The organism is Bacillus sp. z14 (2026), assembly GCF_058313575.1.
Genome location: NZ_JBZFQK010000001.1, coordinates 1,069,616 through 1,082,529 on the forward strand (window position 1 = coordinate 1,069,616; position 12,914 = coordinate 1,082,529).

General features: G+C 38.0%; 13 protein-coding genes. All 13 read right to left on the reverse strand.

Annotated features, from left to right (window positions below):
* Positions 1–41: 41 nt before the first annotated feature.
* A complete protein-coding gene (locus tag AC4G3O_RS05095) occupies positions 42–533 on the reverse strand; it encodes a YaiI/YqxD family protein (protein ID WP_066105206.1) in 492 nt (163 codons plus the stop codon).
* A gap of 245 nt (positions 534–778) precedes the next feature.
* The gene (locus AC4G3O_RS05100) at positions 779–1,585 is read right to left on the reverse strand and encodes a pyruvate, water dikinase regulatory protein (protein ID WP_066105209.1); all 807 of its coding nucleotides are present in this window, start codon (positions 1,583–1,585) and stop codon (positions 779–781) included.
* A 44-nt stretch (positions 1,586–1,629) separates the two neighbouring features.
* Complete coding sequence (ccpN, locus tag AC4G3O_RS05105; RefSeq protein ID WP_175354274.1) at positions 1,630–2,265, reverse strand: transcriptional regulator CcpN; 636 nt, start codon at positions 2,263–2,265, stop codon at positions 1,630–1,632.
* A 138-nt stretch (positions 2,266–2,403) separates the two neighbouring features.
* Positions 2,404–3,786, reverse strand: coding sequence for a glycine--tRNA ligase (locus AC4G3O_RS05110; protein WP_066105215.1), 1,383 nt, complete (start codon positions 3,784–3,786; stop codon positions 2,404–2,406).
* A gap of 295 nt (positions 3,787–4,081) precedes the next feature.
* Positions 4,082–4,834 carry a DNA repair protein RecO gene (gene recO, locus AC4G3O_RS05115; protein ID WP_066105218.1) on the reverse strand — a complete coding sequence of 251 codons (753 nt, stop codon included), beginning with the start codon at positions 4,832–4,834 and terminating at the stop codon, positions 4,082–4,084.
* 30 nt (positions 4,835–4,864) lie between these two features.
* Entirely contained in the window at positions 4,865–5,008 is a 144-nt protein-coding gene (locus AC4G3O_RS05120; RefSeq protein WP_066105219.1) for a YqzL family protein, read from the reverse strand.
* A gap of 687 nt (positions 5,009–5,695) precedes the next feature.
* Positions 5,696–6,613: a GTPase Era gene (gene era, locus AC4G3O_RS05125; protein WP_066105222.1), complete on the reverse strand. Its 918-nt coding sequence runs from the start codon at positions 6,611–6,613 to the stop codon at positions 5,696–5,698.
* 353 nt (positions 6,614–6,966) lie between these two features.
* Positions 6,967–7,350 carry a diacylglycerol kinase family protein gene (locus tag AC4G3O_RS05130; RefSeq protein ID WP_066105225.1) on the reverse strand — a complete coding sequence of 128 codons (384 nt, stop codon included), beginning with the start codon at positions 7,348–7,350 and terminating at the stop codon, positions 6,967–6,969.
* Positions 7,334–7,804: an rRNA maturation RNase YbeY gene (ybeY, locus tag AC4G3O_RS05135; protein ID WP_066105227.1), complete on the reverse strand. Its 471-nt coding sequence runs from the start codon at positions 7,802–7,804 to the stop codon at positions 7,334–7,336. Before ybeY ends, AC4G3O_RS05130 begins: the two co-directional genes overlap by 17 nt.
* 14 nt (positions 7,805–7,818) lie before the next feature.
* Complete coding sequence (locus AC4G3O_RS05140; RefSeq protein ID WP_066105230.1) at positions 7,819–9,963, reverse strand: HD family phosphohydrolase; 2,145 nt, start codon at positions 9,961–9,963, stop codon at positions 7,819–7,821.
* 163 nt (positions 9,964–10,126) lie between these two features.
* Positions 10,127–11,098, reverse strand: a complete 972-nt coding sequence (locus AC4G3O_RS05145; protein WP_066105233.1) for a PhoH family protein — start codon at positions 11,096–11,098, stop codon at positions 10,127–10,129.
* Between the two features lie 3 nt (positions 11,099–11,101).
* A complete protein-coding gene (gene yqfD, locus AC4G3O_RS05150; protein ID WP_066105236.1) occupies positions 11,102–12,289 on the reverse strand; it encodes a sporulation protein YqfD in 1,188 nt (395 codons plus the stop codon).
* 17 nt (positions 12,290–12,306) lie between these two features.
* A complete protein-coding gene (gene yqfC, locus AC4G3O_RS05155) occupies positions 12,307–12,591 on the reverse strand; it encodes a sporulation protein YqfC (protein ID WP_066105239.1) in 285 nt (94 codons plus the stop codon).
* Positions 12,592–12,914: the final 323 nt, after the last annotated feature.

Here is a 12,914-nt window from a genome sequence, read left to right on the forward strand (position 1 = left end):
ATTTTAACACCTGTTTCATAATAAGCATGAATAACTTAATTCTATATCGGTCCCTGAAATCCTTCAATTTTCGACAATATTTTTTGTAATGCTTCCGAAAATTTATTTTTATCAAGGTCCTTTATTTTCCTTGGCCCTTTTTCATACTTGCCGGATCTCCTTGCTTTTGCATTCAAATGCCTGGTTTCAAGAAATGAATCAATTTCATTATCTGTTATCTCTTTACCTCTTGATGTTAAGACGTAAGCATGTTTAGCAAGACATCCTGCAGCCAATCCTATATCTTCAGTAATTACAATATCATGCCGCTTTAAATGATTTAATATATATAAATCTGCCGCATCTCTTCCCGGTTCTACCCATTTCCAGGTAACATCAGGATAACGGTCGGTAGTATTGGTATAGGCTGCCACAAAGTTAATATCTACTTCATATGGTTTGCATACGCTCAAAACCTCTTCTTTAACCGGGCAGGCATCCGCATCTACAAAAACCGTTAAACGACTCTTCCTTTGTATTTCTACATCTCTCATCTTAATCCTTCTTTTTTCCAGGCTGATTATCCATTTGTCGAATTATTTTTTTTAGGACTTCTTGACTTTTTGTTTTTTAAAAGCTTATTCTAGTTTATTCCTTTATAAATAACTCTAAACCTGATGAAAGGTATTTTATCACGATTTTTTATTATAAAATAAATCTTGTCAAATTGCCACACTTTTCACTCGTATAACATAATCCTATATTTTACATGTAAAAAACATGCTTCCGCATGCCTTTTTTATTGTTGTTTATTTACGATATTAACAATAATATTTGCAGTTTCTTCTACGGCCTTATTAGTTACATCAATAACTGGGCAATTTAATTTATTAACAATTGCTTCAAAGTAAGCTAATTCTTCTTTTATGCGATCCATATTTGCATAAACCGCACTATCATTCAATCCAAGAGACTTTAAACGTTCTTTTCTGATATTGTTTAATTTTTCACTGCTAATCGCCAATCCAATGCACTTATTAGGATTTATCTTGAATAATTCTTCAGGAGGTTCAACTTCTGGAACAAGCGGGACATTCGCCACCTTAAATCGTTTATGTGCCAAAAATTGAGATAAAGGAGTTTTTGAGGTACGTGATACACCCAATAGTACAATATCAGCCTTGACAATTCCTTTTGGATCTCTTCCATCATCATATTTCACTGCAAATTCAATTGCCTCAACACGCTTAAAATAATTTTCATCCAGCTTTCTAACCAATCCAGGTTCATTTAAAGCTTGTTCTCCAAACTTATTTTCAAGCGTATCGATGAAAGGTCCAATTATATCAAAGGATACGATCTCTTTTTCTGCAGCTTTTTTAGCCATATACTCGCGTATTTCCGGCTTTACCAATGTATAAGCAATAATTGCATTATCCATTTCAGCTAAGCTCAATACCTCATCAATGGTCGATATATCTTCCACGAATGGTATTCGCTTAAGCGTGATATTATGATTACTAAATTGACTCACTGCTGCCTTTGTCACAAGGTCAGCTGTTTCACCCACTGAATCCGAAACCACATATATGATAGATTGATTCATTGTCTCCTCCAGTAATGAATAATTTCTCTTTTATCTAAAATTGGTTAATGGTCGTCTCTCGCCAAACCAACAAACGCCTTTGTAATGTTTGTTTTAGTTAACCGGCCTGTGACTTCAAAGCCTTTTGGACTCTTTTTAACAACCGGTAGGGCATCAATCTGCTTATCGATTAATTTCTCTGCCACATCAATCAGCAAATCTTCTTTCGTACATATCGTAATATTAGGCATCCTTGTCATAATAATATGTACCGGAATACTGCTTAATTCCTGTTGACCGAGACTAGCTCTTAACAGATCTTTCCTGGAAAGAACACCAACAAGAAGCGACTCTTTATCCACAACAAATAAAGTACCCACATCTTCCAAAAACATGGTGCATATTGCATCATAAACAGATACACCTTCACTGACAACAATCGGTATAGACTGATAATCTCCGACCAATAGCTTTTTAAGATTATCCGTGAGCAATTGGGTTTCCGTCCTGCCTGTGTAGAAATACCCTACACGCGGCCTTGCATCCAAATAACCAGCCATTGTCAGAATCGCTAAGTCTGGGCGCAATGTTGCACGTGTTAAATTTAATTGTTCGGCAATATTTTCGCCTGTAATCGGCCCATTATCTTTAACAATTTGAAGGATCTGTTCTTGTCTTTTGCTTAGTTCGATCTTACTCACCACCCTAAAGTGCCCATATACTTAAATTATATAATTTAATTATAAACTATTTATCCATGAAGTGTAATAAATCCACTTAATTTAAAATAAGCCTGCCCAATAAGGGGACATCGCATTCCTTATTGAGCAAGCTTTACCTTAAAATTTAATTTTTGCTTGTAAAAAGGCTGGAAGTTCTTCGATACTGATACGAGTTTGCTCCATTGTATCACGGTCACGTACAGTTACTTGCTTATCCTCAACTGAATCAAAATCATATGTGATACAGAAAGGTGTTCCAATTTCATCATGACGACGATATCGTTTACCGATAGAACCAGCTTCATCATAGTCTACCATAAAGTCCTCTGACAGTTTGGCAAATACTTCTTTTGCCCCCTCAGAAAGCTTTTTGGACAACGGCAATACTGCAGCTTTGTATGGCGCCAGTGCCGGATGAAGATGCATTACCGTACGGGAAGTACCATCTTCAAGCTGTTCTTCTTCATATGCATCAATTAAGTAAGCCAATGTAACGCGGTCTGCTCCCAGAGATGGCTCAATACAATAAGGAATATACTTTTCGTTTGTCTCAGGATCCAAGTAGTTGAAGTCTTCTCCTGAATACTCCATATGTCTCTTTAAATCAAAGTCTGTACGAGAAGCAATCCCCCAAAGCTCTCCCCAGCCAAATGGGAATTTATATTCAAAATCAGTGGTTGCATTACTGTAATGAGATAGTTCTTCCTCCTCATGGTCACGAAGGCGGAAGTTTTCCTTTTTCATACCTAATGATAACAGCCAATTTTCAGCATAATCTTTCCAATATTGGAACCATTCCAGTTCAGAACCTGGTTTGCAGAAGAATTCCAATTCCATTTGTTCAAATTCACGTGTACGGAATGTAAAGTTACCTGGTGTAATCTCGTTACGGAAGCTCTTACCAACCTGAGCAATACCAAAAGGCAATTTCTTTCTCATTGTACGCTGTACGTTTTTAAAATTAACAAAAATACCTTGTGCTGTTTCAGGACGAAGGAAGATTTCATTTGTACTTGTTTCAGTAACACCCTGGAATGTTTTAAACATTAGGTTAAATTGTCTAATTTCCGTAAAATCCTTTGCTCCACAATCTGGACATGCAATATCATTCTCTTGAATCAATTCTTGCATTTTATCAAAAGATAAGCCATCCACGATCATTTCTGTACCTTTAGCTTGCAATGCATCCTCAATCAATTTATCCGCACGATGACGAGCTTTACATTTCTTACAATCAATCATTGGATCATTAAAGTTTCCGATATGACCGGAAGCCTCCCACGTACGTGGATTCATTAATATTGCAGAATCAAGGCCCACATTGTATGGTGATTCTTGAATAAACTTCTTCCACCATGCTTTTTTAATATTGTTTTTTACCTCTACGCCAAGAGGGCCATAATCCCACGTATTCGCAAGTCCTCCGTAGATTTCGGAGCCGGGAAAAATAAATCCTCTATGTTTCGCGTGTGACACAATTTGATCCATTGATACTGTCATATTCGTTCTCTCCTTTGTACAAATTAAAAAAACTCTCGTCTCTATGCTTTTTAAGAGCATAGGGACGAGAGTTAACCCGCGGTTCCACCCTATTTGCCGGTTTTCCGGCCACTTTGTATGCGTTACTCCAGACTGCCTTCTTTGGTTGATATGTTCCGGCTTACACCAGCCCCGGACTCGCTTGGCATATCGTAATCCAAATACTACTTTCCTTCACTGTAACTACATATTAATTTATCTCACATTCTATACAATAACGACCTACATTGTCAATACAATCATATAAAGGAAATGATTAAAAATTCCCTTTAAATTTATTCATTTGATTTAAAAAACGCTTTGCCTTTAATTCTACACCTAAGTACTCGCCATAGTACGCATCCAGGACTTTTCGGATTTCCTGTTTGGTCTCATCTTTAATAGATATGGTACCAAGGCGATTTAAGTCCATGTAATACAAGATACGCAAAATCCTAACGACAGCCGGTGATATCTTAATTTTATAAGGATCAATATGCTCGCATCGATGACATAATAACCCGCCTTCTCTTACAGAAAAGGAAAATGTACCGTCCTGTGCTCCACAATTCACGCATCGGCTTAACTCAGGTCCGAATCCAAAAACGTTTAACATCTTCAATTCGACTATATTCATAATGACTTCCGGATCATATTCCTCATTGATATAATGGAGCGATAAATAAATTAGGTCATATAAGGATGGGTGAGGTTTTCTCTCCTCTGTTCCTTTATCCAGTAATTCAGCGATAAAGGCAGCATAGGCAGTTAAGAAAATATCCTCACGAATGGAACGGAAGGATTCTTTGGTCTCCGCTTGCTGTAATTGACCCAGCCCACGGCTCGCCTGAAATAAATATGTACCATAATGAAACAACTGAGTGACAGCTGAGAAGCGGCTGTTTGGCTTTTTCGCTCCTCTAGCCATCACTCCAATTTTTCCAAATTCTCTGGTATATAACGTAATAATTTTATTTGTTTCACCATAGTCAGTACTGCGAATGACAATTCCTTCGCACTTTGTTAGCACGTCACTCACTCCAATATGACGGCAAGATTATTAAATTATAGGGATTTCCATTTCTTCGTGATCCTCTTTAATCACATCAGGTTGGCCTTCATTCTGTCTTTCAAGTTCCTTAAAAAGAAGATAAGTATCCACACTGCCGGTTTGTCTAAAAACATTCCAGGTAAAGCTAATCATACTTATTCCACCTTTCGTTCATAGAAACGCTAATTGTCTCCCCTTACCTAACATTAGCTTCACCAACCTGAAAAAAATCATGTGATTAAAAATTTACTAATTCCGTTTCCCTATATTGCCGAATAAAATTATTTTTCAATGGAAAAGCCTGAAGGAAGCAGGTTATGAAGACTTGGCCACAGGATGTGGCGTTTTTAGTCTTTGATCCTTGATTCAGACCCTACGTCCTGCTTTTTACGCAATTGAGCTTCGACTCCTAACTCCTCGAGTCATAAGTGTAGCCACTGCGGAGGCCTACACGATGTTGGTCACAAAGACGTTGCCACACGATGTGGCGTTCTTAGTCTTTGATCCTTGATTCAGCTCCTACGTCCTGCTTTTTATGCAATCGAGCTTCAGGGCCTAGGAGCTCGAGTCATAAGCAAATACTCTACGGGAGAAAAATCCTCCCTCCGAGTATTCGTCTTATGCTTGTCGCGGGCCTATAGGAAGTAGGTCATGAAGACGTTGCCACAGGACGTGGCGTTTTTAGTCTTCGTTCCTTAATTGAGCCCTTCAGCATCTTGGTTAAAATCGAGCTTCGACGGCTAGGAGCTCAGGACATAAGCATAGCCACTGCGGGGGAGAACCTTCCCCTTCGTGCCTCTGTCTTATGCTCCTCGCTCCTGACCAAGCCGTCTCAGCATCTTAATAATCATCTTCCCTAAATCCTATGTCCCTTAAGTGGGAGGCTTTGTTTCTCCAGTCTTTTTGGACTTTTACCCATAGTTCTAGGAATACTTTGGAGCCTAGTAGGTTTTCGATGTCTGTGCGGGCGCGTTGTCCTATTTCTTTTAGCATCGCGCCTTTTTTTCCAATAATGATTCCTTTTTGGGAGTCACGTTCTACAATGACAGTTGCCATAATGTGGACGGTCTCTGATTTTTCTTTTCGCTCAATTTTATCAATCACTACTGCAAGGGAATGTGGGACTTCTTCTCTTGTTAAATGCAGCGCTTTTTCACGAATCATCTCTGAAATAATAAAACGTTCTGGGTGATCTGTTATTTGATCGGCTGGATAATATTGCGGTCCCTCTGGCAAATAAGCATTAATTTGCTTTAATAAAGTTTCTATGTTATTTCCTTCAAGAGCAGAAATAGGAACAATTTCAGCAAAATCGTATTTCTCTTTATACGTATCTATGATGCTGAATAATTCATCGGGATGAATCTGGTCAATTTTATTAATGACAAGGAAAACAGGTGTCTTACATGTTTTTAACTTTTCAACAATAAATTCCTCACCGCGCCCAAAGCCCTCCTCGGCGTTTACCATAAAGAGAATAGCATCAACTTCCTGCAACGCAGTTGAAGCCACTTTCATCATAAAATCACCAAGCTTGTGCTTTGGTTTATGAATTCCCGGTGTATCAATAAAAATGATTTGACTTTCATTTGTTGTTAATACACCTTGAACTTTATTACGTGTGGTTTGCGGTTTATCGCTCATAATGGCAATTTTTTGCCCAATAACTCGGTTGATAAAAGTCGATTTACCCACATTTGGTCTTCCAATAATAGATACAAATCCTGATTTAAATGGTTTATTAGTTTGATTAGTCATGCATTTCCTCCGGTGTAAGGCTCCGGATAACAGCTCCTGATCTTTCAAATCCTCTTTTGTCACACCTTGTATTAGCTTAAAATTACCTACCGGCAGCTCCACAAGAAGTAACAGGATGATCAGTATCAGCTGCTATCGCCAATTTTTTTATATTTGGTTAATCCATGAGAAAAAGACTGAAAAAATGCTTCTTGCACAGCCATACATAGAATAAGCTGCACTTTTATGTAACAGCAATGAATCAGTCACCTTTTCCGGCATCTGCTTCCAATAGGGTTAGTGCATATATCTTACCGCGCTTTTTACTCAATAATTAAACCTTGATTATCCATATCTTACTTTCTCTTCTTCAATTAAACAAGCATGCTCCAGATCTTAGGCAGAAAAATTATAAAACCGATAATAGCCGAAAGAATAGCATACACCAATACTGCTCCGGCAGCTAAATCTTTTGCTGCCTTTGCTAGCGGATGATATTCTCCTGTTACTAGATCCACCACTTTTTCTATCGCTGAATTAATAAGCTCTAACGTCAGCATACCGCCAATCGCAATAAGGACAAATAACCATTCTATTTTTGTAATAGAGAAGTAAGAAGCCGCTATACAAACAACTATAGCGGCAGTCAAATGGAACTTGAAATTTGCTTCTTTTTTTGCTCCATAGAGGATTCCCTGCCAAGCATAATAAAATCCTTTAAAAAAACGGTACAATGGTTTCTTATCTTGTGAGTCCATACTGTTCCAACAATTCTCTTTGTCGTGAAAACATTACTTTTTCGTCCTCTTCATTCATATGGTCATAGCCCAGCAAGTGAAGGAATCCGTGGATTGCTAAAAAACCAAGTTCACGTTCATAAGAATGGCCATATTCTTCAGCCTGTTCCTTCGTACGGTCAATAGAAATAATAATATCCCCTAAGACTGCCGGAACGTCCTCTCCGATAATTTCAATTTCTCCCTCTCCCATTTCTTCCATAGCAAATGAGATAACATCGGTTGGCGCATCTTTTTGACGGTACTCTTTATTAATTTCATGAATACGTTCGTTATTTACAAAAGTTAGAGAAACTTCGCTGCCTTCTGTCACCTTTTCCTGAATAGCTGCAAATTCAAGCAATTTTGTGACGAGCTCCTGTTGTTCTGGAGTTACTTGCTCCGTTTCATCTAAGATATCAATGGTTAAACTCATTTCTTTCACCTACTCTATTCTTTTTCTAATTCTGGATATTCAATGCGATTATGAAATATACCAGCTAACGTTTCACACAAAGACTGACTTACTTTATTCAATTCCTTAAACGTTAAATCGCACTCATTCAACTGTCCATCATTTAGTCTATCAGCAATTATGGACTTTACAAGCTTTTCGATTGTAGCCTGCGTAGGAGACTTTAAGGATCGCACAGCTGCTTCTACACTATCCGCTATCCCAATAATTGCTGCTTCCTTCGTTTGTGCTTTCGGCCCTGGATATCGGAAGTTTTCTTCCTTAACCTCGCCCCCTGCTTCACATGCTTTGTGGTAAAAGAACTTTAGCAGGGTTGTCCCGTGATGCTGCTCAACAATATCGACAATCTCTTTCGGCATTTTATATTTTTTCACCAACTCAGCACCATCAGTCACATGGGAAACAATAATTTTTGTACTTTTCTCCGGTGATAGATGATCATGCGGATTTTCAATATTGACCTGATTCTCGATAAAATAATACGGTCTCTTCGTTTTCCCTATATCATGATAGTAACATCCAACCCTCGCAAGCAATCCATTGGCTCCAATCGCTTCACAAGCTGCTTCAGCAAGATTAGCAACCATCACACTATGATGATAGGTACCGGGAGCCTCCGTTAATATTTTTCGCAAAAGCGGATGATTCGGATTTGATAATTCAATCATCCTCATAGAAGAGAAAATACCAAACCCTGTTTCAATAAAAGGAAGAATTCCAATCGTAAAGACAGCAGAGATGACCCCTGAGGCAATCGCCGCGACAAGAATCATAATGTGATTAATACCGTTTCCGCCGATCCAGATCAGGCCTAATACCACTATCAAATTAATAATTGCATTAATCATACCTGCTCTTAATATGCTAGTACGCGCTATCCCTTGTTTTAATAGAAGGATTCCCGAGATGCCGCTTACAAGAATATAAATCCCCATCGTCACATGTACAGTTCCCGCTAATTCCTCTTTAAACATTATACTGCCGATAACGGAAAGGACAATAGTTATTCCCACAGCATAGCGCTCTCTCATGAGGATTGTTACAAGCATTGCCGCCATCGCTGCGGGAAAGAAATAAGCGATTGATTCCTGGCTTAACCCAACAAATATATGAATTATCTTCATAAGTAGTAATGCCAGCAGATAAACAATACTGAAGATGAATAGATTATCCCGATAGTCTTCATGTTCTTCGTTTCTGATTGTATTACCAAACATTACATAGACACCAGCAAAAACTAACACAATGACTGCAGCCAATCCAACATACGGAAGAAGGGAATCCTCACTATTCAGAAGACCAACTAGCTTTAATTGGCGATAAACATCTGCGTCAATTAAATATCCTTCCTCGGCAATGATCTGTCCCTGAAGAATCCTGACAGGTTCAACGGATTCACTTGCATTTTCCCTTGCTCTCTCTGTTGACTCAGGATCAAAAAACACGTTTTGAATGATTGCATACCTTCCTAAATCAATCGAAGCAGATTTTAATCGAACAGGGAGACTTGAGTATTTTATCCCCTCTTCGACCTTCATCTTGGCATTTTCCACCTCATTTGCCCTTATGCCATCCTTCATGGTTTCATTAATGCTGGTCATCGTAATATCCTTAGCTATCGATAAGTCAGATAAGGATGATCCCAGTAGATTAATCAATGTTTCATCAGTTAGATCTTTATTAACATTATCAGATAATTTCCCTCTTAAATCAGATACATAATCTGATGGCTTCAAGAGTGTTTGTGCCGTATTTTTCTCATCTTTCTCCACCTCTTGATTTTTCAAACCGGCACTAACCACACTCTCTGCCGATGTATAGATTTCATTTATTAAATTAACTCTCTTTTTCACATATTCTTTATTAACTGTATAAACATCCTCAACACTATTAACTGCTTTTTGCTGCTTTTCTTTTGTTTCGACTGGATCTTCTATTGTCTTCGGAGACCGAATTGTCGTTTCAGCAACATTGTAAAGTTCAACATTAAGTTTTTCCGGTTTAACACTGTCAAACAAAAAAATAAAGGAAATGAACGCCATTAATAAAAGAACACCTATCTGCGAAACTGGTTTGGATACCCAATTTTTAAAAGAGCTGCCTATGGTTTTGAATTTCATACGTTTCCCTTTCCGGCGGAGGATTTTATTTATATATAATTTTCTAACACTTTCTGTAATAATAACAGGTTTTATTGTTCCTTTCACTTACAATTGTAAGAATAACAAATTTATAATAAAAAAAGCCACAGTTGATTCTGTGGCATGTTTCTTAACTTTATTATCACTGTTGAGTTGGTCCAAAATTTTCATATGCCTGAATGATTTTTGCAACAAGCGGATGCCTGACCACATCAGTTTGATCTAGGTGGATAAACTTAATGCCTGAAACATCTTTTAATATTCGTTCAGCTGCCCTTAACCCTGATTGGACACCACGTGGCAGATCTATTTGTGAAGTATCACCCGTAACAACTATTTTAGAGCCAAATCCCAGTCGAGTTAAAAACATTTTCATTTGGGCCTGTGTTGTATTTTGAGCTTCGTCCAGGATTACAAATGCATCATCAAGCGTTCTTCCCCGCATATAGGCTAAGGGAGCTATTTCGATTGTGCCACGCTCAATCAGCCTGGTTGTTTGTTCTAATCCTAAGATGTCATGAAGAGCATCATAAAGAGGTCGTAAATATGGATCCACTTTTTCTTTTAGATCTCCCGGTAAAAAGCCCAAGCTTTCACCTGCTTCGACAGCTGGCCTTGTTAAAATAATTCGTTTAACATGTCCATTTTTCAACGCAGTCACAGCCATAACAACAGCTAAATACGTTTTTCCTGTTCCGGCAGGTCCAATTCCAAATACTAGATCTTTTGCTCTAATAGCAGAGATGTATTCTTTCTGGCCCAATGTTTTTACACGAATTGATTTACCTTTAGCGCTTCTGGCAATTTCCTCATCATATAAATCAGAAAAATACTCCAATGTACCGCTATTGGATAAATTTATGGCATAAACAACCTCACGAGGTCCGATTTTAATTCCTTTTCGTATAATGACTAAAAGCGTTTGCAGAATCTCATCCGCTTTTTCTAAGTTCTCAGGATTACCGGACACACTTATTGTTTCGCCCCTGGAAACAATACTGACTCCAAGCTCGCTTTCCAATATCTTCAGATTACTATCATGTACACCAAATAGTTCAACTGCCTCATTTGGTGATTCCAATTGTAAATTAATCAATTTAGACTTCTCTGACATTCCTTAGTCTCCTTGAATCATCGGTTGTCCGATTGCAATATTTTCTAAAACTTTATAATGTATAGTCATTTTAACTTTACCATTGTCAAGCTGGTTTTTCAAAATTTTTTCATTCAAAATAGTTGCATCATCAGGGGCATTCTTTAGAACATCCTTTTTCCCCATATTCATCGCCTGCTTCTCCGCCTCGATTTTTGTATAGATCCGTGTCACCTTTTCTTTACTGCGATAGATCTTTTTATGAAAGGCAATAGGAACCTCCCACTTCAAAAATTTAAATGTTTTTTCATCCTCTTCCACTTCATATTCTTTGAAGTTATGTTCACCAAATCCCCATATCGGCACATGGGCATTTCCAAAACTTAGACTGTATTTATTTTTAGCATCACCATTAAACACATATAAATTCGTTTCGAGCGGAACCTCCACGCTTGTTTTATACCAGGCTTCACCCATGACCTTTCCTTTAGCTCCTACAAATTTTTGATTATCCTCTTTACCAATAAAACCGCTAACCAGGATTTGCCCCTTGCTGACAACCTGATGCTTTTCTACTAAGCCTTGTCCTCTTTCAACCATCGTTTGGACAATGGTCGCTTTTTTTGCGGAAATGAGATTCACATATAAATCAGCAGAATTCTTTTTAGGCTGCTTTTTTTCAACAACCTGAAAATGAAAGGTCGTCCCTTCCAGCTGTACGCCAATCCAGGTAATGGACGGTACCCGTTCACTGAGCTCCTTTTGTATATCTTCCATATCCCCAACAGCAAACTGGAGCTTCCCAACTTTTATATTCATATCATCCAATTCTTTACTGATTTGATGTTCAATTGCCGGACTGGCTCCTTCTATTTTTATCCCCCAAATCATATTGGATAGAATAAAAATGATCATAAAAAACATCATCACACCGACCACGAGACCACTGTACCTTTTCAGCTTTAAGGCAAAAAAAGGCCCTCCTCTTCTTTCTAAAAAAGAGACCTTACAGCCGCTGTTTCTTACTGCCTTCCTCAATTGAGGAACGTCAGATAGCTTCATATAAAAAACAACTGTTTCTGTGCCCATATTTTTCGCATCCCAAACTTGAATACCCTCTTTAAGCATTCTGTTTATAAATCGTTCTGTACCTTGTCCCTTTATTTTCACTTTAATATAGCCAGTAATAGTATTCGTCCATTGGTTTTTCATAAGAACCTCCTATTAGGTTATTCTTCGAGGAATATAACTTGATCAATTTTCCCTTCAAGTAAGATTTCTTCCGGAAGAATAGTTTTTAATACAAAAGCCTGACCTTTGACAAGGAGTTGTCCGTTCTTAAGCAGCAATCTTAATTCCTGGTCTGAAAATGTAAGTAAGCCTTTATGATTCTCTATGTAAATATGAATTTGACCCACCATCGTAATCCTTGGCAAATCCATCATGATATCCTGGGGCAGGTCCATTGCGGCCGTGACCCACCTCTTCAAACGATACCCCCATGCACGAGCCATAAGGAAACCTCCCTTTCCGCCGGTTAATATCTTCGTAATCGTTACAGGCTGTTCTGTAAAATCACCTCATAATCATACTTATTCGTTAAGAGGTCATTAAATGCTTAATTAAAACGTTCCGTTATCAATAATCTGACGGAGAGAAGACGTTGTTATCATTTATAATCCGATGTACATTCTAACGTTTACTTGATTAGCAAATAGTGTTGTAGAGTTTGATTGGTCAGATTTCATCTGTTTAAATCAATCAAGTAAAAGCTATGACCAATTACCATAGAAAGAATTGGGATTAAATGTTAAAATATTTTGTAAAAGTTAATTCA